The following is a 25,534-nucleotide window of genomic DNA, read 5'->3' on the forward strand; positions in this document are numbered from 1 at the left end:
TGCTGCTACAACCAAAACAGCTCATGTCTTATTGTCATAGCAGCACAATTCAATTATTTAGTTTTTTGTTCTTTCTTGTTCTCGTTTACTATTTCCAAACTGGATGATTCAGCATCCTCTAGTTGTGCATTGTCTAACACATTTGTTAAATGAAGACCACGTCTTTGAGCTTCTCGTTCGATGTGTGCAATTGTTTCTTGAAGCACCTGAACACGTGCATACTTTTTGTCATCTCCAGCGACTAAGATCCATGGAGCATCTTTTTTATCGGTCTTTTCAAACATTGCATTTGCTGCTTCAATATACTGTGGCGATTTATCACGATTGCGCCAATCTTCAGCTGTTAGCTTCCAAGATTTATAAGGGTTTTGTTCACGTTCTTTAAAGCGTTTTAATTGCTCCTCATCTGAAACATGAAGCCAGAACTTAATAATTATGTAATCTCCTGCAGTTAAGATCTTCTCAAAATTATTAATTTCTTCATAAGCACGAGACCATTCATCCTTCGTTGCAAATCCTTCAATGCGTTCTACTAATACGCGACCATACCATGAGCGATCAAAAATAGCGATTTGTCCATGTTGAGGCAATTTTCTCCAAAATCGTTGTAAATAGTTGTAGCGTAATTCATGTGCTTGAGGAGCAGATATAGGGTGTACAACATAACCGCGTGGATCGACGCGTTCGATTAATCGTTTAATAGCGCCACCTTTACCAGCCGCATCCATTCCTTCAAATACCAAGATTAAGCCAATTTTATTTTTTAATAAAAACTGTTGCGCGTTTAACATTTCATATTGGAGTACTTTTAATTTCTTTTTATACATCTTTTTGTCTAGTTCAATGGATAGGTCTAGATTTTTCAAATTTTGTGCCATGAAACTTCACTCCTTTTATTTGGATATTCTTATTGTACTAAAGAAATATATGGATGCCTATCAGGCATGGTAAATTGTAGATATTATTAGTAAAACAACACGATACATTGTTAGGAATTTCCGTTATAATAAAAAAAGTGACAGTACTATACTTATTTGTCTTTTCCCTATACAATCTAACACGAAGGGAGAGGAAAACATGCCTCGGTTTATCATGATGACAATCTCTTATCTTGTCTCAATCATCCTAACCTTTTCATCCTTTTTCGTGAACATCAACGGTCAATCTTCGCTAGAAATCGCTAATCGTTTTTCTGTAGTATTTGCACCGGTTAGTATAAGTCATGTAATTTGGATTATCATTTATTTATTACTCGGTTATTGGTTAGTTATGAACATCAAAAAGACAACTTTGAAACAGTCTGCGCTCTTTAGTTGCATAAATATATTGCAAGCATTGACGGTATACGTCTGGCATCATGAGTTATTTATTGTTTCTCTTGGCATTACATTACTCTTAGTCTTGTATTTATTTATGCTGTATAATACGTACCCTCTTCAGGACAAAGCCTTGTCTGGTCGTATTCCTTTCTCCATTTATTTAGCATGGATGACATTTATTTTTATCACAAATACAAGCTTTACATTAACGGCTTATGGTTGGAACGGCTTTGGTCTTAGTACGCCTCTTTGGGCAGTGATTTTACTAACATTAGGAGGAGCCATTGCGCTACATATCCGTTTCCATCACTTTGATGTTATGTATCCAAGTGTTTTTATTTGGGCTTATATTGGAATCGCCATACATAATGGTTTTGATGAGCTACTTGTCACTACAGCCGCCTTATTTTTATGTGGTGTTCTCTTTGTTGGCATTTTATTTATTAAAAAAAATCCTGCCTACCAAAAATAAATTGGTTAGCAGGATTTTTCATTATATCCTATTCTTCGTCTAATGACGTTAGGATAATTGGTTTATCCTTTGTCACAATGACTGAATGTTCGATTTGAGCTACAAGTGATTTATCAGGTGTCACGAATGTCCAGCCATCACCAGCTTCTACAATATGCTCTGCTTTTGCTGAGATAAATGGCTCAACCGCAAGCACCATACCTTCTTTCATAATGGTAGAATCCCATGCATCATAATAGTTTAAAATATGATTTGGCTCATCATGTAAAGATTTACCTAAGCCATGACCTGTTAAATTCATAATAACAGTTAAGTCATTAGCATTCGCCTCACGTTCAACTGCTTTACCAATTTGATTTAATTTAGATCCAGCCTTTACCTTTGTCATTGCTCGATCAAAGGCACTTTTGGCAACACGGCATAGCTTTTCTTTGTCTTCATAGCCTTCACCAACAACAAATGAGATACCTGTGTCAGCAAAGTAGCCGTTTAAGGAGCCAGAAACATCAATATTCACAATATCTCCTTCTTGAATAACACGCTTTCCTGGAATACCATGCGCCACTTCTTCATTGACACTAATACATGTATACCCAGGGAAATCATATTCTCCCTTCGGTCCAGAAATAGCGCCTGCCTCCGCAAACATGCGGCCAGCAATTTCGTCTAGTTCAAGTGTTGTAACACCTGGTTTTGTTGCAGCTTTCATCGCTTCGCGAATTTCAGCACAAATGCGTCCTATTTTTTTAAAAGCTTCAATCTCTTCTTGTGTTTTTACAATCATCTATAACGTCCCTTTCATCTAATATCTATTCTTTAATATAACATAACTTTTTATGCGTATAACGATAAACGCTTTAAATATTGTATGCTTTCCTACTTTGCAAAGTGCTAAAAGAGCTATTCACAATAAAAAAGTCCCCCCACTCATGTGAAGGGACTTGCATTAAGCTTTTCTTTGCATTAATTGTGGAGCGGCTGTGAATAAAAGAACACCAACGATTGCCGTTAATATAGTTGCTGGTAGCATATATGTACCGTTATAGATGATGGAATAGATCCAAGCATTTTGATCGCCAGCATATTCTGCAAAAAATACAGCACCAGCAATTGTATGTGCCGCGTATCGTAAGAAGCCTGCGAAAACGGTACCTATTATAATATAAAGTGCCATTTTTGTTTTGTTCATATGTTTAGCAGCGTCCAACACTGGTCCACGTACAACTGCCGCTAATCCTACAACTGTAAAAGCAACACCATAATCTAGTAATCCTTGTAGCCAGTGCACGATATAGGAACCAAACATTGTTTGCATAACACCCACAAGTAGTCCCGTTGTTAGCCCAGCTACTAGGCCCCAACGAAACGCGATTAACATAATAGGTACCATGACAAGACTAACTGAGCCACCTTGTGCCCATACTTTAAAGGATACCTGATCAAGTACTAGCCCAATCGCTGCAAATATCGCAATCTCCACTAGCATTAACAGTCTTTTTTTGTCCATACATATTCTCTCCTTTGTTCCGATGTAGGATACAAGAGCAGGAATAGAAATGCACTGATATGTCTCTTTCTGACACCATTTTCCCCCAAGAATGAAAAAAACGATGCCAGGACAGAGCCTCACATCGTACAAGTGTCGGTTTCTATCCACATCCCTACGCAAGCGTTAACTTACAGGTTCGAAGAGTCAAGGCATTACGTGCCCAGTCTCAGCTGACATCATCAGCTCCCCTTGTGGTCGTTACATCTGAATTTATTTGAACATTTTCATTGTACGCAAAGGATAGGAGGATTACAACCTCTTCCATACATTATTTTTTTGAAACTTTGCTATTATTCATGCGTAAATATTAAAAAAGGAGGTACAACTATGGAGAATCAAAAAATTTTAGCTGCCTTTAGTTATCTTAGTATTTTCTTCGCCCCTTTCATCGTTCCATTAATTGTGTACATTGTGACAAAAGATAGTGATGTAAAAAAACATTCGATTCGTGCACTTGTCTCTCATTTAATTCCTTTTGTTTTTGGCATCCTGTTCTTTATTGTCTTTGTTTTTTCCACATTTAGTTTAGATCCAACCTCCAGTAATAATACAGTGATGATTATTTGGTTTGCTTCATTCGCCATCTATGCCCTCGTCTCACTTGGTATTGTGATCTGGAATATTATTCAGGCTGTTCGCGTTATCCGTTAATGTTTTATTTTTAAGAGAAACAGGTAGTAGTAATTGTAAAAGGAGCTGTTTTTGGATGAAAGTATCAAACGTTGTGAAAACCGCCGTAAAGTTAGCACCGATTGTTATTCCTATCGTCAGAAAAGTAATGGCTGCAAAAAAGGGAACAACGCCTACAGCCACACCTCGAAAAAAATAAAACGAAGGCGTATTCCTTTTTTTCGGAAATACGCCTTCGTTTTATTTCACTTCAAAATGTGTTTGACTATGTCCATTCAATGTTTTTTCTACATGTAAAACTGCTGGCATCGCAGATTTCAATTCAGGTACATGAGAAATAACGCCAATCATACGACCAGAATCCTGTAAATCAATTAATGTATCAATTGCCTTATTTAGTGATTCCTCATCGAGTGAACCAAAGCCTTCATCAATAAACATCGTTTCAATATGAATATTACCTTGGAAGCTTTGAATCACATCTGCCATTCCCAAAGCAAGACTTAGCGAAGCATTAAATTTTTCGCCTCCTGATAATGTTTTAACATCTCGTAATTGATCCGTATAGGCATCATAAACATCAAGACCAAGTCCACTCTGCTTTGCATGCTTTTCCAATCTATCTGAGCGTCTGAGCTCAAATTGACCGTTTGATAAATGATACAGCCGTATATTGGCAGCTTCTGTAATTTGATCTAAATAATTAATTTGTATATAACGCTCAAAGGATAGCTTTTTCGCGTTTTGTCCATTTAATAATCCATAGAGTTCCTTTACTCGCCCTGCTTCCTGTTCAAGTAATTGAAGCTCTCTCGCTATTTCTTCTACCTTTTCAATAAAGCCCTGGCATGCTTGTGCAAAGCCATTCATCTGTTGCAAACGTTTAAATGCTTCCTCATAGGAAATACGATGCTGTTCTACCCTTGCTTCCATCAACACTAAATCTTGCTTCTCTTTCCCTTGAAGATATGTAGCCCCTTCGGTAATTTGGATTTGCAAAGTGTGTACTTGTAAAGCATAGTCGCTGCATGTTTTTCGAATGGCATCTAATTGCATGGCACTCCGTTTGGCAGTAGCATATTCCTCGTAGCTATTGAAACCTATTTCCTGCATATTTGCTGAAAATTGCTGAAGCTTTTCATTCATTTTGAGCTGTAATTCCTCAAAAGACTGTTTGGCAATTTCTACAGTTAATTTTGCATTGCTAGCCGCTTCCTTTGCCACATGCAAATTTTCTTGACTCGCTTGCCATCTTTTTTGCAGATTTTCTTTCTGTTTGCTGACATCAGTAAGTTGTTGCTTTAATTGCTGTATAGTTGGTAAGTTAGCTGGCATCTGCTTCAGCTGTTCTTCTACAACCGCTTGTAATCCTGTCCATTCTTTCATCTGCTCCGCTAAATATTGCTCTAGTTTGCTCTGCTTGTTTCGTAGCTGTTCTATTCGATCATGCTGATGTTTTATTTTTAATCGCAAATCAGCTAATTGGTTATGAATAATTTTTAAGGTAGCAATTTCTTTCTCCACTTCATGTAAAGTAGCGGTGATCTGTGCTCGGTCTTCTTGTTTAATATGCTGTGCCTCAAGTTGTTGACATGCATCTTGAAGAAGTTGTTGTGCAGATGCTAAAAATGCCTCTTTTTCTAGATATTTACGCTCGTCTGAAGATGCCTTCGCTCTTAATGTTTCTACTTCAGCAAGCTCGATAACTTCCAGTTGCTCATTGTGTGCTTTCTGATGAGTCATACTACCACAGACAGGACAAGGGTCCCCCTCCTTCAGCTGTTTGGCTAAAATACTAGCCTGACTCGTCAACCACCGTTGCTGCAATAGCTGAAGTGCCTCTTTGCTTTCTTGATAGAGAATAGCTGAAGCGGCTACATCCTGCTTTGCTAACTCTACTGTATTTTTATATTTCTCAACCTGCTTGACTAAAGCTACCTGTTCCCGTAGTTTCGGTAACTGTTCTAAGTAGCTTTCATATGGCTCACCCTGTTTTTCATAGCCCTCCACCGTTTGAGAAAAATGCTTCAATTGCTCTTGTTCTTTTTCCAAAAGCATAAGGTTATCAATTACTGCTCGTTTTGCTGTTTCAACATATTGCTCCGCTATTTGCAGCTGTTGTACATTATTTTCATACGCTTCAAATTTGGGCAATAACGTCTGTAACTGCATTTCCTGCTGTAAGATTTGCTGACGTTCAGGCTCTTTAGCCTCTTCTACTGCATATTCTTCTTGTGCACCTTGCAACTGTTCTTCTGCCTGCTGTTGTTTAACTTTCGCTTGTTGAAAGGCTTGTTCTTTTACGTTCAGTTCAGCACGTAAATCCCTGCCTTGTTGTTCTAGCTGCACAAGTCGCTCTGCTTGTTCTGCTAAAGCGATCTCCTGCTCCTTTGCTTGGTATCTATCCTGCTCTTGTAACAGCATCTGTAGTCGTTGCTGTCTATTAGCTTGCTCATCGAATTGTTCATTAAGCGTTTTAGCTAAGCGATAATATTCTTGCTCTTTTTGATGAAGGCTATAAGCTTCATCGTATTGTAGCTGTTCATTTTCTATACATTTCTTATAGAAGCTAAACTCCTCATCAAGTGCCTGCGTCAGCTGATGTAAATTTCCCGTATTATCAGCAATCAATGTGAATAAAGAGGAAGAACGTTGTGGTAAAGCGCCGACTATTTGACCAAGTAAATGCTCTTTTAATTGTTTGGCACGCTCAAGGTCACTTTCTGCCTCTTTACGTTTGGCATCAAGCTTTTTTGCCATGACGCCGAAACGATCTGTTTTAAAGATTTTCCGTAGAATTACTTCTTTATTTGTAGAATCAGAGGTTAATAGTTTACGAAATTCACCTTGAGGTAACATCACAATTTGGCTAAATTGATCTTTTGTGAGACCTATAATTTCATGTAATTTCTTATCGACTTCAAGGGTTTGCTGCTTTTCTACAATACTATAATCAAGCTTTCCCTCTTTTACTCCAGCTAGCTCTATTTTCTTCCCAGTAACCGTTTTATTTTTTTCTTTAATATGACCTGGCTGTCTTACGATTTGATAGACTTTTCCATGCATTTCAAAGATGAGTTCTACAGCTGTATAGACATCATCATGAGCAAAGCCGCTTCTCAGTAAAGCTGTATCCTGACGATCCTCCCCACTGCCTGATCCGTAAAGAGCATAGCAAATAGCATCGAAAATGGTTGTTTTCCCAGCACCAGTTTTACCAGAAATAGCAAACAATCGATGTTCTCCTAGTTCTTGAAAATCAATTACTTCCGTGTCTTTATATGGACCAAATGCAGTAATTGTTAACTTTAATGGCTTCATTTTACTGTCTCTCGCTCCTCATCTAATAATTCCTGTAGCATCTCTGTGAAAAGACGTTCCGTATCTTCATCTGGCTGAATGCCAATAATATCGGTGAAAAATGAACGGAATAAATCAATATCCTCTAGTTTTTCAGCTTCCACCACTTGTAGTTCACGTGGCGCATCTTGCCTTAGCACCTTACGTTCCACATGCATAGCGTGCGGAAACACACTACGAATGCGTTCCATCGGTGAAGTCACAGATATTGTATCCGTCAATCTAACAAATACATAGTCCTCACTTGGTGTTTGCCTTAATAAGTCCTCCAACTGACCTTCTACTACTCGTAAATCTCTTCTTGGCACAAGTTTTCTTTTACTTACTGTGCTATTACCTTGCTCATCTAAATCGATGATTAAAAAGCCTTTCTCATGTAAATGTTCAGATAACGAATATTTTAATGGAGAGCCTGCATAGCGAATGGTTTCGTTTAAGACAAAATGTGCCTTATGTAAGTGCCCAAGTGCCGTATAGTGGAAAGGTTTAAATAAAGCTGCATTTACACAATCTGAACCTCCAATGGAAAGTGGTCGCTCGGAATCACTTGTATTGGCTTCTTCCTCACCATACTTCGTCACAAAGGCATGTCCAACAAAAACATGTCGCTTACTTGTGTCCATGTCTTCCGTGATATGCTCAATAATTTTTTGCATGGCGTCTTGATGAGAACGGATTGATTCTTCTTCAAAGATGTTGCGAATGGCAGCTGGCTCTGCATAGGGTACTAGATGGAAATGTACTTCTCCATGTTGATCATTCAAAACAATAGGTGCATGATTTTTTGTAAATTGGCCCTTGATATATAAACCACTATCCCTCATTAAACGACTGCCAAAATTTAAACGTCCTGCACTATCGTGATTTCCCGCCACTGCTAAAACAGGAATCTTCTTCTCTAATACTATTTTCGCTAATACATCATTTAATAAATTAACTGCCTCAATAGGAGGCATCGAACGGTCATATAAATCACCTGCGATGATAATTACATCTGGTTTTTCCTCATCTATCGCTTGTATAAATTGTTGAAGAATATCATGTTGATCTTCTGTCATATAGACACCTTGAACAAGCTTTCCTAAATGCCAATCTGCTGTATGAAATATTTTCATTCTTGTACCTCCTAGTCTTCTCTATATTTTAGCATGACTATTCCCTATCTAGTGCTTTCTAACGGTTTAGTAGTTCTAGCCAAAATTGGTTTTCATAGAAAAAAGCATCTTATTAGGTAAGATGCCTTAGATATCGGTTATTTAGATGTATTTGATAAATGCCTTATATCCTGGGAATCCCTGAATAACGTAAGTCGTAAGAGAAGTTTGATGTTGTGCCACTTTTTGCTTCTGAGGTTTCACTGACGATTGTTGCTTTAGGATTTCCTCAAATGATATGGGATTTGGCTCTGGTAATTCTAATGAAGAGATGTTTAAAGCATCACTACCACTATAAACCCGTAAAAATGAGTTAGCCATTTGACGATAGCCTTCGATATTAGGATGGACATCAGCACTATTTGGTAAGTAGTTGGTCGCATTCAATCCAAAGGCGTCATAGACATTTATATAAGCCGCTCCAGCTTGTTCTGCTTGTTGTTGTAAAATCGTATTTAATCTAACTAGCTGAGCATTGGTTCCTTCTTTTTGCGTCGGATGAACTGTTGGATAAGCAAAATAATAGCCCATGACATAGATCTTTGCTTTAGGCGCACGTTCTTCTAATTCATCCAAAATCGATATCATATTTTTTCTTGCCAAATTTAAAGCGTAATCTGCCTGAAGCTGTGAAAAAGCTAAGGTCCCTGCATTTGGGTTCACTTGGACAAGACGTAATAAATCATTGGCCCCTGCCGAAACCGTAATAAGTGTCGCATTTGCTAATAAATTTTGTGCTTCCTCAGATTGGATTCGTTCTAATACATCTGCCGTAGTAAAGCCAGGAAAAGCAAGTTCTTTTGTATAAAATGATAATTGACCGATCGAGCTTAATTTCATGGCAATCAAATCACTATACCCTGCATCAATTTCTTGGTAGGGTGTTTGACCAGCAGCTAAGGAATCTCCAATCGCCACATAGTTTTCCGTTTGAGCAAAAGCAGATGAAGTCCAATATGTCATGGATAATATCGTTATACCTAACAAGCTCCAAAATCGCTTCATCTGCTCTCCTCCGTTTCTTCTCGTCTAAAGATTAAAAAGACCAGCTACCCTTACGGAAAATGGGCTCAACCGTACCATCCGGTAAAATACCATCAATGTCCATTTCACCACTGCCAATCATGAAGTCTTCATGTGTCACAGAAATATTGGCACCCAATGCCTCAAGTTGGCCGTTTTCTAGGTCTCTACCGCCTTCTAAGCAAGTCGGATATGCCTCACCAATAGCTAAATGGTTTGAAGCATTTTCATCAAATAGCGTATTGAAATATAAAATCTCCGACGCTGAAATTGGTGATTCATGAGGGACAAGTGCCACTTCGCCTAAATAGCTTGAGCCTTCATCTACTTGAATAAGCTCTTGCAATAAATCATGCCCTACTTCAGCCTCTGCCTTAATAATTTTGCCCTCTTCAAATGTTAATTTAAAGCCATCGATGATATTGCCCTGATAAACTAATGGCTTAGTATTACTAACATAACCGTTTACACCTTGTTTCATTGGAAGTGTATAAACTTCTTCTGTTGGCATATTGGCCACAAAGACATTATCTTCTGGTGTTTTACTACCACCAGTTAGCCATTTATGCTGTGGTGCTAAAGCGATTGTTAAATCTGTACCAGGAGCCGTATAGTGAAGCTTTGCATACTTTTTATTATTTAAAAGCTCTGCACGCGATTCTAAATTAGCTACATGCTGACGCCAATTGTCAACTGCATTGCCTTCCCCGATATGCACCGTTTTAAAGATAGCTTCCCATAATGCAGGCACCTGCTGCTCTTCTGTTAATTGAGGGAATACCTTTGCCGCCCATTTAGCTGAAGGAACGGCTACAATGGACCAAGCAATTAAATCCTTCATGACTGCATTGCGATAGTTTTTCAATGCTGCCCCTGATACTTTTTGATGTGTTGCGAGTCTGTCTGCAGGAATTCCTGTTAGCTTATCAGGATCTGCTGCATCAATCCATAGTAGAGCCCCTTTACGTTCAATAAGTTCATCACGCATTTTCACAACCCATTCAGGGAAGCGATTAAATTCCTCCTCGGAAGCATGCTCAAAATAAGCACGATCCAATTCATCATCGGAAAAGTTTACATGAACACGGCCTGCACCAGCCTTATAAGCCTCTTTTACAACTAAACGGGCAAAATCTAAAGCATCCACAGATGTATTGACTAATAAGTACTGGCCTGGTTGGATGTTAACACCCACTTTTACTGCAAGCTCTGCATATGCCTGTAATTTCTCTTCAAATGTCATACTATTTCCCTCGCTTCTGTCCAATTGTTTTAGAATTGCCTTCAATTAGCTCGCCATCATGCCATATTTTTTGCACAGGCTTGCCTGGAATTTCCCTTGTCCACTTTTTATAGGTTTTTTCATCACGATAAGATAATAACGTTAATACTTCACCATCTGCTCCCGCACGTCCAGTACGACCAGAACGATGCAAATACTGCTCAATTGTTCGTGGGACATCAACATGAATAACATGTGTTAAACCAGCAATATCTAAACCACGAGCTGCAATATCTGTCGCAATTAAAATACGTGCGTCTCCTTTACGGAATGCATCTAACGCTTTTTTACGTTCTTCTTTCTTCATATCCGAATGGAGTGTGACAATCGGTGCTGAACGGTATTGTAGTTTTGTTTCCTTCATTAATAATTGATCAATATTATTAACAAAAGCCAACGCTCTTAAGCCCTCTGTATGGGAAAGTCGGCGTAGGAAATCCGTTTTATCGCGTTCTTCTACTTTCAAGAAAGAATGAACAACTTTACCGACCTTTAACATATCCTCAGGTTTAATTTTAAAACGTAGAGGCTCAAACATCATACGACTTGCCACTAATTCAATTTCCTCTGTAATAGTAGCCGAAACAACAACAACTTGTCGGCCATAGGCAGAACCTTCTATAAAGGATTTGATAACAACACGGTATTCACGACTTAGTAATTGATCACATTCATCTAAAATAACCGTTTCGACTTCTTTTAGTTTTAATTTTCCTGCTCGTGCTAATTCGTTTAAACGACCAGGTGTTCCAACAACAATCGTTGGCTTTTTCTTCAACTTTTCAATTTGGCGAGCAGAATTGGCACCACCAATCAGCTGCTGAACCGTAATATCTGTGCCAGCTGTCCACTCACGAATGACTTCTACGATTTGCATAGCAAGCTCTTGCGAGGGAGCTACGATCAGTCCTTGTGTTTGCTTTTTTGCCCCATTCACTTTATTTAATAATGGTAAGACATATGCTAACGTTTTACCTGATCCTGTTGGAGATTCTGCTACAATATCTTTGCCCTCAAGCATAGCTGGTATCATTTCATCTTGAATTTTCATGGGTGTTTCAAAGTTCCATTTTGCTTGTATTTCTTCTTTTAATAAATTAATGACTGACATGTTATTTCCCACCTTCTATCTACTTGACACTAGTTTAACACACTCCGTAGGTTCCTACTTTATATGTACGAAAGCAATTATCTAATCGTTTCAAGAAAACATTGCTTCCTTTCATAAAAAATCTGCTTCACTCGACACGAAAAAGTAAGCCTGTCCACAACTCTTTCAAGAATTGTAGCTTACCCGTGAAAAGCAAGCAGATTCTTTTCAATTCATTCAACGACTAATCGACTAATTCATAACCACAAGCCAAAATGGCACATTCAGCTAAAACGATTAATGAATCAATATAAATGTCACTTAGCTTCAAATCTCTATTCACAATAGAAAGCTCTGTACACCCTAATACAATACGATCACAATTTAATGCTAACATCGCCTCTTCTATTGGTTGCCAGTCTTCTAACGTAACATCCTTCCCAGCCTTGACGTAATCATAAATGATCGTCATCACATATGATCTCATCTCATTGTCTGGAACAACGGGTGTAATACCAAACTCCTCAAGCGCTTCCTGATACATCCGTGATGTTAAGGTGCCTGTTGTTGCTAAAATACCAACACGCTTCGCTCCTAAATCAGCAGCACGCTTCGCTGTTTCGCGAATCATATGCAATACAGGTATAGGAGAACCTTCTTCAATTTCATGATAAAACGTATGCGCCGTATTACATGGGATAGCAATTATGTCTGCTCCTACCGCAGCTAGTTTTTTTGCATCCTCAATAATAACTGGAACTGGATTATCCTTTGTATTATCTAAAATAAAAGCCGTACGGTCAGGAATATTTGTATCATTATCAATGATGGTATGTAAATGCTCCTGATCTTTTTGTGCTTTCGTACGTCTTACAATCATTTCTCCAATAAACATTGTTGCAAGTGGACCAACGCCACCAATTATTCCTAAAGTTTGTTTTTTCATGTGTTAGACAGACCTTTATTATTAAAATATTTCTTATAGCTGCGATAAAAGCTTAAATTATCAAGCGTGACATTCAACCAACGTTTTGCATTCATATCCTTATAATTAAAAATAGAATCTGTAGCCATACCTTGACGTATTAAACTTTTCGCTTCAATGACTAGTTGTTCATTTTGTACATATTTGAACAGCACACCATTTGGCACAATGGTCCAAAGATGCTTGTTCTTCACATATGTTAGTGATTGTTTACTTCCACGAACAAAATCGTTCGCGACATACTGCATTAAATTATAGCCACTGGCCGTCACATAATAATTGGAAAGTACATTATGTAATTCAATACTCAACAATTTATATTGACCATCACGTTCATCATATTTCATATCAAATGTGGCAAAGCCTTGAAATTGTATCGCTTCAAGGAATGACTTCACTTTATCCATTAATTCCTGATGATAGGTTGTCATGATTGCTACATAACGCCCAATGCCTTCTGGAGAATGCTCTTCTAAAATGGGGTTACCCACCGCAAGAAGTTTTGCCTTCCCATCTTGTCCAATATACGCATTCACAACACGCATATTAGCATCTTCTCCAGGAATATATTGTTGAATCATCAGATCATCTCGATAAGCTGATTCTTTATAGATAGCACGTAGTATACTGTCCTTTTCATCCTTATCATATGCAATATATACTTTTTTCTTACCAGGAAAAATACATGTAGCATATTTTGTCATATTCATTGGCTTAATGACAACTGGATAATCAAATGGCATGTCGTAGTCTTCATAATCATTCACCGTGCATACATGTGTTGCAGGGTATTGAAAACCAAATTGTGCGCATAGTTCATACATACTTTCACGAGTTAAAAGTTGATGTGCAAGTGTGGCGTCTACATAAGGAACTAGAAAATCCTCTGCTAACTCCTCTTTATGTTCTACGATTTTTTTGACATAAAATTCATCACAAGCTAATAGCAGTAATTTTTTGTCTTGGAACTCCTCCGCAATGGCTTTTAACGCGGTCACAAACCTTTCTTCGATATGAAGTCGCGGTATCTCACGAAAAGTCCATAAATCACTTTGTTGAATTTTTTCCATGTTCGTATGGTTTAGTGCAAGTGGCTTCACACCATAGGCCTCGTAAAATGCTCTGGCCATGCCATAAGCATTCATTTCATCTCCAAGTAAAACCGGTAAAAAAACGTGCTCAATGGCCATTCTACTCAACTCACTTTTACTTTTTTATTAGTGTAACATACTAACGATTTGTAGCTTATTTATTTATGAACAGCTACAGCCTGTTTGCCTAGTTCCTGATAACTTTTGAAAAATTGATCGACATTGTAAGTAACATACCCTTTTAAAGGATCCATTACGACTACTTTATCACCTAAATGCCCCGTCAAGACGACTGCATGTAAGTTCATAAAAGCATCATGTGGAGTTGTTTCACCTTTATAAATCCAGCCTCTTTCTGCATTTCGTTTAGGCTTCGATAAATCTAGCGTCACCCATGTCACAACAGGAATGCCTTCACGAACAAGCTGTAAAATATCATCTTGTGAGGCGTTACTCATATTTTTGACATGTAAGTCAGCTTGTTTATCTGTAATGACTGCCTCAGCCGCTTTGACAATTGGGGCAGCAAAAACATACATACCACGCGCTTTATCACGAGGATTACCTGCAAAAGCTTCATTTGGGTTTGGTCCAAAACGTTGATTGCCCGCTGTGCGTATTTCTTGCTTTGGTAAATACTTGTCAGTCATTTCAAGTTTTGACACATTCATTCCAAAATAATTTAATACGGCTGTGAGTGATGTAATTTCACAGCCATGTGGAAGCTCAGGGTTTTGCATGACAACAGGGACATCTAACTCCTGTTCGTCTCTTAAAAAGTGTGTTTGCAAACGATAGTATGGCTTTGTTGTATCATATGTGAAATTCTCGATTGTCGTATACCCATTATTGTTTGTCGAACTATTTTCAAGTGTCGTTGCTGCAATTGCATATTCTCGCCCTGCCTTTAGCTTCGAAAATACAGCCTCTCCCTCTTCTGAACCAATTGCTTCTTCCACTACATCACCTGTTTGTACGTCTGTCACCGTGAGGAAGAGATTTGGAATAGGTGCCCCGCTATTAAATTCTACTGTTAAAACTGTTAATTGATTTTTTTGTTCAGCATCTTGCTGTGAAAATGGCTGACAGCCTGAAAGTAACATAATAATCAAAATGCCAATAAGTAAAAGGCGTTTATACCCCGTCCACAAGACAAATTCCGCTCCTATTCTAAGGCGAAGAGCAAACCCTTCGCCATTCTCTTTATTCAATTTGTCGTAGACTCTATTATACGATACTTTCATAGCCGTTCCTATTTTATCTTGATTCAGCACCTATTTTTTGTACCGAAAGCGAGCGGCAAGTACACAAGACTCTTTCTTTTCAAGTAAACTTAAAAATTTGGATAACATTTATGCTGAGAAATAATTGAACCGACTCAAATCGTTGTCACTTTCGGCCGTAATGTATGCTTTAGTACCTTACCAGAGGCATTGCGTGGCAATTCTGCTAAAAATTCTATTTCATACGGTACTTTATATTTGGCAAGTCGTGTTTGACAATAGGATAATATCGAATTTTCATCGAGAGACTTGCCTTCCTTCAACACCACAAATGCTTTTGGTACTTCTCCATATACTTCATGTGGCAATCCAACCACTGCTGCTTCTAAAATTTCTGACATTTGATATAGAACTTCTTCTACTTCGATTGGGTAAATATTTTCTCCACCACGGATGATCATATCTTTTTTTCGATCTACAATATATAAATAGCCTTCCTCATCAAAACGTCCTAAATCGCCTGAGTACAGCCAGCCATCTCTAATCGCTCTTGCTGTTTCCTCTGGATTGCGCAAATAGCCCTTCATTACTTGTGGTCCTCTTACGCAAATTTCGCCGACCTCGCCAGCTGGTACGGTCTTTCCTTCGCTATCAACTACACGTACATCTGTCTGTGCTAATGGTTTTCCAACTGAGCCAATTTTCGTCAATGCATCCGTATCTAATAAAGAGGTAGCTGCAGGTGAATTTTCAGTTTGACCATAAAGATTTTGAACCTTTACATTTGGAAATGCTTCTTTCACTTGCTTTACGAGCTCATAAGGCATTGGGGCAGCCCCGTAACATAATAAACGTAAATGATTAAAGCTATGTTCCTTGAATTCAGGAGTATTTAAAATAATGGTATACATAGATGGAACACCAAAGAAAATGGTTGACTCAGTAGCTGCAATTTGAGCTAACGTTTTAGTTGGTGAGAATGCTTCTTCAATGACTACTGTTCCCCCTTGATAAAACATAGGCATAGCAAAAACATGAAGACCTGCACAATGAAACAATGGCGTACAAATAAACATCTTATCCTTGCTAGACATATTCATAGAAGACGACCATATATCTGCGGTAGCCACGATATTTTGATGTGTGAGCATAACGCCTTTGGGTTTACCTGTTGTACCAGATGTATACATGACCACAGCTGTGTCATGAGCCTCCAATTGCACAATTTTTCTTTCACGTTTGTCGTATTCTATTATGTTTTTCATTTCTTGAAATCCAATCGTATGTTGGAATGAATAAGAAACGTCCTCTAATGCCTGTGTCAATCTTTCATCAAAAATTAAGCCTTTTGCTTGTGAATGATTAAAAATAAAATCAACCTCAGGAGCAGCTAATTTAGTGTTAATAGGCATCACAATAAATCCAGCTAATTGGACACCTAAATAAGCGATTAAAAATAAATCTGAATTGAGCGTATATAAGGCAATCACATCACCTTTTTCAAAATCTTGTTCCTGCAAGTAAGCCGCAAATCTTTCTACACGTTGATAAAAATCATGATAGCTTAACGTTTTTCCATCATACAATGTTGCAATTGCATTTGGTTGCTGCCCTGCATAGTTTTCTAGAATCTCTGTCATAAACATCGTCATTATAAGCCCTCCATACATTCATTTTTTATTACGGAAAAGACACGAATGGGAAACTATTAAACTTCTTAAAATTCAGAAAATTATGATTATATTTTAACAAGCAATGAATTTCTTGGCAATTTTTCCACACAATCAAAATATGTAATTGAAGTAACGAAATATTCTTAGACATTTTACTTTTCTAGCAATTTCTATTGGGTGTATGATACTTGTACGATCATTTTAAGGAAAGGCCGGGTTTAAATGCTTTATGCACTTTTAGGAGATTTACATTCTAATATAGAAGACACTCAAGCTGTTCTAGCTCATATTCAACAAACAGCAGAAGAAGCAAAAATCATCGGGTTAGGTGATTTATATGAATGCACTGTCAGTAAGAAAAAGGCACAAACCCTATCTGGCTTACCTTTGCAAAAGGCGGCCATAGTAGAAAGTGAATTTGAAAAACTACTAACCTTCCCCTCAATACGAGGCAATCAAGAAGAACGCATTACGCAGGTTACTGGCATCGAACGTTTTAAAGCTTTACCTGAGACAATGGAGATTGATGGCGCCACGCTTATGCACGGACATCAATTTAAGTGGAATGTAAGCTGGCAGCCAACATTCCCACCTTTTCAAAAACCATTATTTTTCTTCGGGCATAGTCACGAATCAGGCCTTTATCATCAGCAAAAAAAGTTACCGATTCGTATTCGCTATGGGCAGCCTATTGCATTACAGGACAAACAATATGGCGTTAATGTAGGCTCTGTTATCAATCACCGTGAATGGTGTCTTTATGATAGCAAAAACCGAACAGTGACATTTATGTGTGTCCCACCTATTCATCTATAAAAGAGCAAGCTAGTTCTATAAACTAGCTTGCTCTTTTAGTGTTGAAAAACAAAACAGTCAATTGAAAGGTAGAAATGGATTTCCGTTGCAGGCTGCTTGCTTTCCTGTGGGCGAGCGCCGAATCGCTTCCTCCGCTACCGCTCCGTGCAGGGCTTCGCCTGACTCGCTATCCCACGGGAGTCAAGTAGCCTTCCACTTCAACCCACTGACTTTTTAGCATAGGTATTCAAATAAAGTGAAGGTGCTCACTACTCTTTATGAAGAGGTGTTGTCACGCATCACTTCTCCACACTGAAAATAAGAGCTTATCCCCTCTAAGAATACAGATAATAGGCGATTTGATTATGAAAAAAAGTAAAGACACTTTGCAGAATGGTTGATTGGAGTGGAGCCAGCGTCACTCCTAGGGGATTTAGCGTCACAGAGGAGACCCTGGAGCGAACGTTAGTGAGTGAAGCGGCTCATCGGACGCCCCCTGGAAAGGACGCTGGCGGAACGGAAATCAACCCCTCACCCTGCTAAAAGGTCTTTTTCTGCTAGTGACATGATCTTTTTTCAACAACATGAGAGCAAGCTAGTCTACATACTAGTTTGCTCTCAATTTTCTAATGAATATATTGCTTCTTCTCGCTCAATAAAATTTCCTTTAACGCTTTTAATTTTTCAATAACAACATACGATTCATCCGTAATTTCTTTCAGGTATTTTTCAGCGCCCGTTTTATTGCCTACATTGTATTCACGGACTGCTTTTTTTGCAATATCATGAACGTGAATAAATGGCTGTTCTAACTCTGCGTAGACACGCTCATTACCTAACAGTTTTTTTCCTGTGCCGTAATACCATTCGCCAAGGCGAGATTCTTTTGGAGACCCTACATCCTGCTCCGTCATCGTTTCAAAGCCTAATAGCAAATTATAGATTTTCCATCTCCACAATAGATGGTCAGTAATGGCTAATTCAATAATATCCTCTTGGCTAATAATAAAGTTTTTAGAAATCGTCGTGGATCGATATCCATCAATCATTTTACTTAACTTATAAATAGCAGAGCCCATATCAAAAACAATTACCTTACTTTTTTGCATACTCTCCGTAATTGTATGGTTACGTTCAGAAATAGTTGTAGCAGATTGTGCTTGTACCTTTGTCGTTGTGGCTATTTCCTCAAAGCGGGCACCTTGCTGCTGTAAATTTTTATTCAGCTCTGCTAGCGTCTGTGAAATATATAAGGTATCTGTAACACCTTGATGTAAATCTTGTGAAAATTGAGTCGTCAATGAACTAATATTATGGGTAATATGAAGTAGCTCCTGTATATCTGTATGTATAGATTTAACAGATGTACTTGTATCATCAGCAAGTTTACGAACTTCCTCCGCAACAACCGCAAAGCCTTTCCCTGCTTCTCCAGCACGAGCCGCCTCAATCGATGCATTTAAAGCCAATAAATTTGTTTGATCTGCAATTTTCTTAATTAATTCCATCAACTTCGCTACACTATTTACACGTTCAACTAAACGCTTAATATCTTCCTGCATTGATTTATGGCCTTCATCGGTTGTCTGTAAAATAGATGATACTTGTTGCAATGATTCCAAATCCTGATTTAATTTTTTAAAGGCATGCTTTGTTTGCTCTGAGATATCACCAACTGATGTGGCAATTTCTTCAATGCTCTCGTCTAACTCATGCATTAATTGATCTGCTGCAACAATCTCCTGTTGCTGAATCTCTTGAAATTCAATCAGTTCCTTAATGGTATCTAACTGTGTATTATAAGTAATAATTTCCCCTAACCCATTGACAACAGATCCTGCTTGAATTTCAATATAGGTCTCTAAAATGATTTGTTGATCAATTGTTACTAAACTATCATAGGACAATAAAACATCCAGCATTTTTTCTTCATCACGTGATAGTTCTTTAACAATAAGCGGAATGATTAATTGGTTAATCAGTGTATAGGCAGAAATCATCCAGTTCGGTAGTACCCCTATTCGAGCATGAACATAGGCAATTTTACGTCGCTTAAAGACATAATCTAAATCTAATTCATCATCAAATAAGCTAATAAAATGTGAATCAAACAACCCTTTCAAGCGCTCTACTGTTGAATGTGTATTGATGACATGATTAAACTCTGGAATTTCCAGTAGACGAGCATAAAAATTATCGAGTATATACTGTCGATTATTCTCGTAAATTTTACGTAAAAACCCAACAGATTCTCTTCTAATTCTTGATAAAGCAAGGAAATCTAATTTTTCTTTAAAGCGTTCATTTGTTTCGATGTCTGAATTTTTTGTAGCCGAGAAATAATCATAACTTTGATTAATCTTCTTCCTTTTGAACATTGCTCCCACTCCTAGTTGTATTAAATTAAAGTAAAATAAAATTACCAATATTTTAAAGCCAATAATAGATCTCTCTTCATTACCTTCAACTAATAAAACATATATATTTTACCAACAATAGAAAGACAAAAATAGATTCTCATTTAATTCTTTACACTTTATTATTTTTTCGTCCACTTTATTGACAATTTCTTATTTTCCTAGTTAAACACTGTCTTTACGCAGAAAAAGCGCTAAAATCACGTTTGATCCTAGCGCCTTCTTCCCATATAAACTTATCGTTAGTGCTAGCACTCGCAATCGCAATTTTGTAAGCTATCCAGTAGCTTTTCCATGGCTTCTAGTTGCTCACATAGCGTTTGAATCATGCATCGTAGGATTGGAATTAATTCTTGACAAATGCAGAATCTAAGCACATTTTGTGCCAGTCGTATACCACCCTGATGATGGACAATCATTTCCCGCAGATAATTGATATTAATGCTGTTGGAGACTGGCGGTGCACACATTGCATTGAACATAGCTTCTGTAACTTCTTTATAAGCACACATATACTCGTATAATTCATACTCTGAATTTTGCACGACACAACAACGATTTTGTATCGCTTCAAGACTCTCAACCATTTCTGTATGTGTTCGAATGATTTCTAATGCGAGATTTTGTACAGGGATATTCGTTGTATAGCGTAAAATATTTTCAGACATTTGGATTGCTGCAACTTGATGAGGGAGGATTTGTTTAATAAAGTTTTCTGAGATACTACAAGTAATGGTAACATAGGTCATACCCTGCATCATTTTTTTGAGGATTCGCTGATATTCCTCTAGATATGCCTTAGTCACATTACTGAGTTCAATTGGTTTAGCCATTAGACACACTCCTTTCAGAGTAATGTATGCCTGCTAGGTTGTTGTGCGATAGACAATTGTACCAATTGCTCAATTTTTACCAGCCATCATCATCGTAAAAAATTATACTTGCTCTTTCTTATATGTATCTATACATGTAGAACAAATGCATATTTTTGGCTCTCCCTGCACTGCATTTAACAGATGTTCTGGAATGCTAACTGTCATACACCAGCACTCTTTTTCGCCTTTTGCCACACCACAATGATTTTCTCCCCCACATAATGGACATTTCATTTCTCCAGTTGACATGCTCCTACAACTCCTTTACTTTTCCCATTGTAAAGTAAAAAAGGAAGAGCACTCAATACCTTGCTCCTCCCAAAACGCTTATTGTTGATGCTTGTGTATGTCTTGTTTTACTTCTTCAGTATTTGTGTCACTATAAATGGATGTTCCATGCCCACCACTTCTTGCTAACAATGCCTTCACTTCATTATAGGATAATCCTGCGTCTGCATTTTTTTGCTTCACTTCATTAATATTCGTGCCTGCAGATGTAAATTGGGCTTCTTTTTCATGATTCATTGTATTTCTACCTCCTATAATTCATCTTGCTGCATTTCAATCAATTCATCGCCTTCTCTTTTCACTCGCTTATTGAGCTCCTCTATAGGAATGGCATCTACAGTTTGCATATCCTCATGCAAATCGAAAAGACTAATTGTATCTGATTCAACCATGTCAGGCTTGTCCTTGCTATTTAAATTCATGAACATTTTCTTTTCATGTGGTATTTTTTCGATATCCATTCTGTCACACTCCTTTTCCTATAATGTGTGTAAAGCTGGACAGATTATGTGTCTTTCCCTTGTGCGCTTTTATCAATTCGGTGATACTCAGCTATTTGAATAACTCGTACATGTTTTGTGTGCAGTTCATGGTATATACCCCTACTATCGGTAAAGGAAATATATTGATCACGTTCACTTTTCACTAATTTCTCTGCCTCTTGTTGCGATTCAATATCAATTACGCTGAGGCGTAATTGCGTCCAGATTTTTTTCGAGCTTGCTCGAAAAGCTCATCTTCAAAATCTGTGACATCCGCTGGGGCTTTTATCTTGATTCAGTTGGTGTTTGGACACCCACTAAATCAAAGAGAACATTTTTACATTCATCTCACCACCTATAGAGGTGGACGTTTTCTGCTGAATCAAGATAAATGAATCTTCGTACATAATGTATCTCATCAAAAAAATACGTAATTTTAAATTCCTTCATCTTTATGCCCCTTAATCCTGCAATGTCACCGCTTATTCTGTCCAAAAACTGAAAAACCTTGCATTCCTAAAATTACATAAAACATATGATGCATATAGTAGAGCAATAAACCTTTGCATTGGAGGGAACAATAATTGATTCATACAGTCAAAGCTGGTGAAACCCTTGCTCAAATTTCTCAAGATTACCGTACACCTTTAGCATCCATTATCGCTGCGAACCCAGGAATTCAGCCTGATCATCTTGTCATTGGTCAACAAATCGTCATCCCTGGCTTGCCCGACCCCGAGACAATTCCTTACCGTATCGAGATCTCTACCAATAATCGCTGGCTACGTTTATATAGAAACAATATCCTTCAAAAACAATACCCTATTGCAGTTGGACGCATGCTTCACGAAACACCAGTAGGTAGTTTTATTATCATTAATAAAGCGCCAAACCCTGGCGGTCCTTTTGGCACGATGTGGATGAGTCTTTCTAAAGAACACTACGGAATTCATGGCACAAATGATCCTAGCTCTATTGGGCATGCTGTGTCACATGGTTGTATCCGTATGCATAATCGAGATGTTGAAGAGCTTGCCAGTATTGTGCCAATCGGTACAGAAGTAGTGATTCATCCCTAACTAAAAAGGCTATCTATACAAATTAGATAGCCTCTTGTTTTCATTATCTTATCCTCTAGTCTGCGCAAGCTTCGTTAAATAGTATTGCTCTTCCCGCCACATATAATCCGCCATCGGAGCTTTAAATTTCAATCCTCCCCATTCTCTTAAAACGTTTTCATAATGCTACATCTCATAGTAGTAAGATTAAGCATTGCAAATTTCGTATAGGATGAAATGCTAAAAGCTATACTACCTATGGCAAAAGCAATTATTTGATAGCTTTATTTAAAACTATAGGAGGGAATACGTTGTCCACAAGTAAACAGTTATTATCCATTTTCGCCCTAGGTGGCATCAATGAAATTGGTAAAAATATGTATGTAGTACAATATGCAGATGACATAATTATTATTGATTGCGGAGCAAAATTTCCAGATGAAACCCTGCTTGGAATTGATCTTATCATTCCTGATATTACGTATTTACTTGATAATAAGGAAAAAATTAAGGCATTAATTGTCACACATGGGCATGAGGATCACATTGGTGGGATTCCTTATTTACTAAAAAAATTAAATGTCCCTGTGTATGCTACTCGATTCACTCTCGGACTTATTGAATTAAAGCTAAAGGAACATAAGCTTTTGAGAGAAACGGATTTAATTGAAATTCACGCTGACTCAGCTCTACATTTAGGACAAATTGATATTAATTTCTTTAGAACCAATCATAGTATACCCGATTGTTTAGGAATCGTTTTAGCTACTCCTGAAGGAAATGTTGTCCATACGGGAGACTTTAAATTTGATCTAACGCCCGTTAATAACCAGTTTGCTGATATTCATAAAATGGCGGAAATCGGTTCAAAGGGTGTGCTAGTTCTGATCTCGGAAAGTACAAATGCAGAAAGACCAGGTTTGACACCCTCAGAGCAACTGGTAGGGCATCATATTGAGGAAGCCTTTTTACATGCTGAACGGAAAGTAATCATCTCTACCTTTGCTTCAAATGTTAATCGTATCCAACAAATCGTACATGCAACAATTGCCACCAATAGGAAGTTAGCTTTAGTTGGGCGCAGCATGGTCAATGTTGTGGATGTTGCGATTGAACGAGGTTATTTATTTGTGCCAGAAGATCTGTTAATTGATGCACGAGAAGTTAAATACCTCCCCCCAGAAGAAGTCGTGGTCCTCTGCACAGGTAGCCAAGGCGAGCCTCTTGCAGCACTTGCTCGATTAGCAAATGGCAACCATCGTGAGGTAAAAGTTCTGCCAGATGATACAGTCATTCTTGCCGCTTCTCCGATTCCAGGTAATGAAAAGGGCGTTTCTCGTATTGTAGACAATTTGTTTCAGCTTGGTGCTAAGGTGATTTATGGTTCTTCCAGTCATACAGGTATGCATGTTTCAGGACATGGTCATCAAGAAGACTTGAAGCTGATGCTGACGTTTATGAAGCCTAAATTTTTCATCCCTATTCATGGTGAGTATCGCATGTTACATCAACATCGTTTATTAGCGGAATCTATTGGTGTTCAAAAGGGACATACCTTTATTATGAAAAATGGAGATGTCGTGGACATTGAAAATGCGAAGGCAAGGCAAACGCGTAAAATTCCAGCTGGTGATACGTATGTTGATGGGATTGGCATAGGTGAAGTAGAGGGAATTGTCCTCCGTGATCGCAAGCAACTTTCAGAAGATGGAATGCTTGTTATTGTATTAACACTCAATAAAGCAGATGGTTCTTTTATTTCAGAACCTGATACCATTTCACGTGGTTTTGTTTATGCTAAAGATTTCGAGGCACTGTTAACTAAGGTCAATGTGCTTACCAAAGAAATCGTAAATGAGCTTCAAGAAGAAAGCAGACAGCAAATACATGTCCTACGTCGGGAAATTAAAAGAGCTGTTGGACAATATTTATTTACCCAAACCAAACGAAAGCCAATGATTTTACCGATTATTATTGAAATTTAATAAGTCGGTGCAAGGATTGTCCAATCCATTTTGCACCGACTTATGTTAATTGCTCAACCTTTGAAAAGAATCATTTAGAAAATCTCCATTAAAAACTTTATGTAACATATCAGCATATACATGTTGGAGCTGTTCAAAGCTATGATGTAAGTTTTTTGAATGCTGATTTACTTGGTTTGAAATATTATTGAAATACTGTGGAAGGTCCTCTATCGCTGCGACTAAAGAATCTTTATTCATTAATAAATGTTGAACAGCATTTAATAATTGAGCTGCTCTATGCTGAATATCAAGAGGAGGTAATACAATTCTTAAACGAAAGATATTACGTCTCTCCTTATTTATTTGAAACCATTTAAAAAAGTGAAATAAATAATCACTGACAACAATGGATTCATTCGGAATAATGGCAATGATATCCTGACCGATACACACAGCTTTTTTACATTGATAAATCAAGGTTTCCTGTAAATTAAATTTATTTAGAAGAATGCTTTTAGCAGGCACGATTGACAAATTAAATGAATCAACTGTGTGATCAACCTTTGGCACTTGACTAAAATCATCTTCTCTCAATAATTGCATTAGCATTTCTTCGGTGATAAAAGGAGTATCTTCCCTAGTAAAACATTGATCATTCACAATCAAATGACCAATTTGTATTTTTGCTATTTCTTCTAAAAAAAACTGCTTCACCATGTATGAACCCTCCAATCCTCTGTCCCAATTAATACCCTTAATACAATCTTCATTAACGCATTATACCTAGCTTTTTATTTAGGT

The 25,534-nt window shown here is 37.7% G+C and carries 24 protein-coding genes and 1 riboswitch; of the genes, 6 read left to right on the plus strand and 18 right to left on the minus strand.

What is annotated here, in order from left to right:
* Positions 1 to 53: 53 nt before the first annotated feature.
* A complete protein-coding gene (locus tag MHB65_RS21210) occupies positions 54 to 878 on the minus strand; it encodes a polyphosphate kinase (protein ID WP_342441626.1) in 825 nt (274 codons plus the stop codon).
* A gap of 199 nt (positions 879 to 1,077) precedes the next feature.
* Between MHB65_RS21210 and MHB65_RS21215 the strand changes: the two genes are divergently transcribed.
* Positions 1,078 to 1,791, plus strand: coding sequence for a hypothetical protein (locus tag MHB65_RS21215; protein ID WP_205445645.1), 714 nt, complete (start codon positions 1,078 to 1,080; stop codon positions 1,789 to 1,791).
* Positions 1,792 to 1,819: 28 nt separating this feature from the next.
* Here the strand turns inward: MHB65_RS21215 and map are convergent, their stop codons facing one another.
* Together map and thiT are read right to left on the minus strand one after the other, a co-directional pair.
* Positions 1,820 to 2,575 carry a type I methionyl aminopeptidase gene (gene map / locus MHB65_RS21220; RefSeq protein ID WP_342441627.1) on the minus strand — a complete coding sequence of 252 codons (756 nt, stop codon included), beginning with the start codon at positions 2,573 to 2,575 and terminating at the stop codon, positions 1,820 to 1,822.
* A 162-nt stretch (positions 2,576 to 2,737) separates the two neighbouring features.
* Positions 2,738 to 3,298, minus strand: a complete 561-nt coding sequence (gene thiT, locus MHB65_RS21225; RefSeq protein WP_205445649.1) for an energy-coupled thiamine transporter ThiT — start codon at positions 3,296 to 3,298, stop codon at positions 2,738 to 2,740.
* Positions 3,299 to 3,432: 134 nt separating this feature from the next.
* Positions 3,433 to 3,540, minus strand: a riboswitch (TPP riboswitch).
* A gap of 127 nt (positions 3,541 to 3,667) precedes the next feature.
* Between thiT and MHB65_RS21230 the strand changes: the two genes are divergently transcribed.
* The gene (locus MHB65_RS21230) at positions 3,668 to 3,991 is read left to right on the plus strand and encodes a DUF4870 domain-containing protein (protein ID WP_205445651.1); all 324 of its coding nucleotides are present in this window, start codon (positions 3,668 to 3,670) and stop codon (positions 3,989 to 3,991) included.
* 55 nt (positions 3,992 to 4,046) lie between these two features.
* Complete coding sequence (locus tag MHB65_RS21235; protein ID WP_279381306.1) at positions 4,047 to 4,169, plus strand: hypothetical protein; 123 nt, start codon at positions 4,047 to 4,049, stop codon at positions 4,167 to 4,169.
* Between the two features lie 41 nt (positions 4,170 to 4,210).
* Here MHB65_RS21235 and MHB65_RS21240 read toward each other — a convergent pair whose 3' ends face one another.
* The 9 genes from MHB65_RS21240 to MHB65_RS21280 form a co-directional block, all read right to left on the minus strand.
* The gene (locus MHB65_RS21240; RefSeq protein ID WP_342441628.1) at positions 4,211 to 7,291 is read right to left on the minus strand and encodes an SMC family ATPase; all 3,081 of its coding nucleotides are present in this window, start codon (positions 7,289 to 7,291) and stop codon (positions 4,211 to 4,213) included.
* On the minus strand, positions 7,288 to 8,445 hold the full coding sequence (locus MHB65_RS21245; protein WP_205445654.1) for an exonuclease SbcCD subunit D: 1,158 nt from the start codon (positions 8,443 to 8,445) through the stop codon (positions 7,288 to 7,290). Before MHB65_RS21245 ends, MHB65_RS21240 begins: the two co-directional genes overlap by 4 nt.
* A 141-nt stretch (positions 8,446 to 8,586) precedes the next feature.
* The gene (locus MHB65_RS21250; RefSeq protein WP_205445656.1) at positions 8,587 to 9,489 is read right to left on the minus strand and encodes a GDSL-type esterase/lipase family protein; all 903 of its coding nucleotides are present in this window, start codon (positions 9,487 to 9,489) and stop codon (positions 8,587 to 8,589) included.
* A 31-nt stretch (positions 9,490 to 9,520) separates the two neighbouring features.
* Positions 9,521 to 10,750 (minus strand): aminopeptidase, encoded by a 1,230-nt coding sequence (locus tag MHB65_RS21255; protein WP_342441629.1) that lies wholly within the window; start codon positions 10,748 to 10,750, stop codon positions 9,521 to 9,523.
* 1 nt (position 10,751) lies between these two features.
* Positions 10,752 to 11,900, minus strand: a complete 1,149-nt coding sequence (locus MHB65_RS21260) for a DEAD/DEAH box helicase (RefSeq protein ID WP_205445659.1) — start codon at positions 11,898 to 11,900, stop codon at positions 10,752 to 10,754.
* Between the two features lie 223 nt (positions 11,901 to 12,123).
* Positions 12,124 to 12,825 carry an amino acid racemase gene (locus MHB65_RS21265; protein WP_342441630.1) on the minus strand — a complete coding sequence of 234 codons (702 nt, stop codon included), beginning with the start codon at positions 12,823 to 12,825 and terminating at the stop codon, positions 12,124 to 12,126.
* Positions 12,822 to 14,054, minus strand: coding sequence for an ATP-grasp domain-containing protein (locus MHB65_RS21270; RefSeq protein WP_342441631.1), 1,233 nt, complete (start codon positions 14,052 to 14,054; stop codon positions 12,822 to 12,824). The genes MHB65_RS21265 and MHB65_RS21270 overlap by 4 nt, the downstream gene beginning before the upstream one ends.
* A 59-nt stretch (positions 14,055 to 14,113) precedes the next feature.
* Positions 14,114 to 15,199: a C39 family peptidase gene (locus tag MHB65_RS21275; protein WP_342441632.1), complete on the minus strand. Its 1,086-nt coding sequence runs from the start codon at positions 15,197 to 15,199 to the stop codon at positions 14,114 to 14,116.
* 134 nt (positions 15,200 to 15,333) lie between these two features.
* The gene (locus MHB65_RS21280; RefSeq protein ID WP_342441633.1) at positions 15,334 to 16,830 is read right to left on the minus strand and encodes a long-chain fatty acid--CoA ligase; all 1,497 of its coding nucleotides are present in this window, start codon (positions 16,828 to 16,830) and stop codon (positions 15,334 to 15,336) included.
* Between the two features lie 243 nt (positions 16,831 to 17,073).
* Between MHB65_RS21280 and MHB65_RS21285 the strand changes: the two genes are divergently transcribed.
* On the plus strand, positions 17,074 to 17,667 hold the full coding sequence (locus MHB65_RS21285) for a metallophosphoesterase family protein (protein ID WP_342441634.1): 594 nt from the start codon (positions 17,074 to 17,076) through the stop codon (positions 17,665 to 17,667).
* Between the two features lie 605 nt (positions 17,668 to 18,272).
* On the opposite strand, the gene MHB65_RS21290 is transcribed toward MHB65_RS21285, so the two are convergent.
* The 5 genes from MHB65_RS21290 to MHB65_RS21310 form a co-directional block, all read right to left on the minus strand.
* Complete coding sequence (locus tag MHB65_RS21290; protein WP_205445666.1) at positions 18,273 to 20,024, minus strand: methyl-accepting chemotaxis protein; 1,752 nt, start codon at positions 20,022 to 20,024, stop codon at positions 18,273 to 18,275.
* A 287-nt stretch (positions 20,025 to 20,311) separates the two neighbouring features.
* Positions 20,312 to 20,896 (minus strand): DUF305 domain-containing protein, encoded by a 585-nt coding sequence (locus tag MHB65_RS21295; RefSeq protein ID WP_342441635.1) that lies wholly within the window; start codon positions 20,894 to 20,896, stop codon positions 20,312 to 20,314.
* Positions 20,897 to 20,998: 102 nt separating this feature from the next.
* Positions 20,999 to 21,187, minus strand: coding sequence for a cysteine-rich CWC family protein (locus tag MHB65_RS21300; protein WP_342441636.1), 189 nt, complete (start codon positions 21,185 to 21,187; stop codon positions 20,999 to 21,001).
* Between the two features lie 78 nt (positions 21,188 to 21,265).
* Entirely contained in the window at positions 21,266 to 21,463 is a 198-nt protein-coding gene (locus MHB65_RS21305) for a gamma-type small acid-soluble spore protein (RefSeq protein WP_342441637.1), read from the minus strand.
* Positions 21,464 to 21,477: 14 nt separating this feature from the next.
* Complete coding sequence (locus MHB65_RS21310) at positions 21,478 to 21,687, minus strand: hypothetical protein (protein ID WP_342441638.1); 210 nt, start codon at positions 21,685 to 21,687, stop codon at positions 21,478 to 21,480.
* A 605-nt stretch (positions 21,688 to 22,292) separates the two neighbouring features.
* On the opposite strand from MHB65_RS21310, the gene MHB65_RS21315 reads away from it, so the two are divergent.
* Positions 22,293 to 22,787: a L,D-transpeptidase family protein gene (locus MHB65_RS21315; protein WP_205445672.1), complete on the plus strand. Its 495-nt coding sequence runs from the start codon at positions 22,293 to 22,295 to the stop codon at positions 22,785 to 22,787.
* A 290-nt stretch (positions 22,788 to 23,077) separates the two neighbouring features.
* Positions 23,078 to 24,751 (plus strand): ribonuclease J, encoded by a 1,674-nt coding sequence (locus tag MHB65_RS21320; protein WP_342441639.1) that lies wholly within the window; start codon positions 23,078 to 23,080, stop codon positions 24,749 to 24,751.
* A gap of 45 nt (positions 24,752 to 24,796) precedes the next feature.
* On the opposite strand, the gene MHB65_RS21325 is transcribed toward MHB65_RS21320, so the two are convergent.
* On the minus strand, positions 24,797 to 25,450 hold the full coding sequence (locus MHB65_RS21325; protein ID WP_342441640.1) for a restriction endonuclease subunit S: 654 nt from the start codon (positions 25,448 to 25,450) through the stop codon (positions 24,797 to 24,799).
* Positions 25,451 to 25,534 lie beyond the last annotated feature (84 nt).

The sequence above is a fragment of the Lysinibacillus sp. FSL K6-0075 genome (assembly GCF_038592945.1).
Lineage (GTDB): Bacteria > Bacillota > Bacilli > Bacillales_A > Planococcaceae > Lysinibacillus > Lysinibacillus fusiformis_F.

Excerpts from the sequence above, each read along its gene's own strand:
- MHB65_RS21240 (WP_342441628.1), bottom strand. The coding sequence starts at position 7,291 with ATGAAGCCATTAAAGTTAACAATTACTGCATTTGGTCCATATAAAGAC.
- MHB65_RS21255 (WP_342441629.1), bottom strand. The coding sequence starts at position 10,750 with ATGACATTTGAAGAGAAATTACAGGCATATGCAGAGCTTGCAGTAAAA.
- MHB65_RS21245 (WP_205445654.1), bottom strand. The coding sequence starts at position 8,445 with ATGAAAATATTTCATACAGCAGATTGGCATTTAGGAAAGCTTGTTCAA.
- MHB65_RS21325 (WP_342441640.1), bottom strand. The coding sequence starts at position 25,450 with ATGGTGAAGCAGTTTTTTTTAGAAGAAATAGCAAAAATACAAATTGGT.
- MHB65_RS21250 (WP_205445656.1), bottom strand. The coding sequence starts at position 9,489 with ATGAAGCGATTTTGGAGCTTGTTAGGTATAACGATATTATCCATGACA.
- MHB65_RS21310 (WP_342441638.1), bottom strand. The coding sequence starts at position 21,687 with ATGGATATCGAAAAAATACCACATGAAAAGAAAATGTTCATGAATTTA.
- thiT (WP_205445649.1), bottom strand. The coding sequence starts at position 3,298 with ATGGACAAAAAAAGACTGTTAATGCTAGTGGAGATTGCGATATTTGCA.
- MHB65_RS21265 (WP_342441630.1), bottom strand. The coding sequence starts at position 12,825 with ATGAAAAAACAAACTTTAGGAATAATTGGTGGCGTTGGTCCACTTGCA.
- MHB65_RS21295 (WP_342441635.1), bottom strand. The coding sequence starts at position 20,896 with ATGGCTAAACCAATTGAACTCAGTAATGTGACTAAGGCATATCTAGAG.
- MHB65_RS21285 (WP_342441634.1), top strand. The coding sequence starts at position 17,074 with ATGCTTTATGCACTTTTAGGAGATTTACATTCTAATATAGAAGACACT.
- MHB65_RS21260 (WP_205445659.1), bottom strand. The coding sequence starts at position 11,900 with ATGTCAGTCATTAATTTATTAAAAGAAGAAATACAAGCAAAATGGAAC.
- MHB65_RS21210 (WP_342441626.1), bottom strand. The coding sequence starts at position 878 with ATGGCACAAAATTTGAAAAATCTAGACCTATCCATTGAACTAGACAAA.
- MHB65_RS21215 (WP_205445645.1), top strand. The coding sequence starts at position 1,078 with ATGCCTCGGTTTATCATGATGACAATCTCTTATCTTGTCTCAATCATC.
- map (WP_342441627.1), bottom strand. The coding sequence starts at position 2,575 with ATGATTGTAAAAACACAAGAAGAGATTGAAGCTTTTAAAAAAATAGGA.
- MHB65_RS21305 (WP_342441637.1), bottom strand. The coding sequence starts at position 21,463 with ATGAATCATGAAAAAGAAGCCCAATTTACATCTGCAGGCACGAATATT.
- MHB65_RS21280 (WP_342441633.1), bottom strand. The coding sequence starts at position 16,830 with ATGACGATGTTTATGACAGAGATTCTAGAAAACTATGCAGGGCAGCAA.
- MHB65_RS21290 (WP_205445666.1), bottom strand. The coding sequence starts at position 20,024 with ATGTTCAAAAGGAAGAAGATTAATCAAAGTTATGATTATTTCTCGGCT.
- MHB65_RS21300 (WP_342441636.1), bottom strand. The coding sequence starts at position 21,187 with ATGTCAACTGGAGAAATGAAATGTCCATTATGTGGGGGAGAAAATCAT.
- MHB65_RS21230 (WP_205445651.1), top strand. The coding sequence starts at position 3,668 with ATGGAGAATCAAAAAATTTTAGCTGCCTTTAGTTATCTTAGTATTTTC.
- MHB65_RS21235 (WP_279381306.1), top strand. The coding sequence starts at position 4,047 with ATGAAAGTATCAAACGTTGTGAAAACCGCCGTAAAGTTAGCACCGATT.
- MHB65_RS21275 (WP_342441632.1), bottom strand. The coding sequence starts at position 15,199 with ATGAAAGTATCGTATAATAGAGTCTACGACAAATTGAATAAAGAGAAT.
- MHB65_RS21270 (WP_342441631.1), bottom strand. The coding sequence starts at position 14,054 with ATGGCCATTGAGCACGTTTTTTTACCGGTTTTACTTGGAGATGAAATG.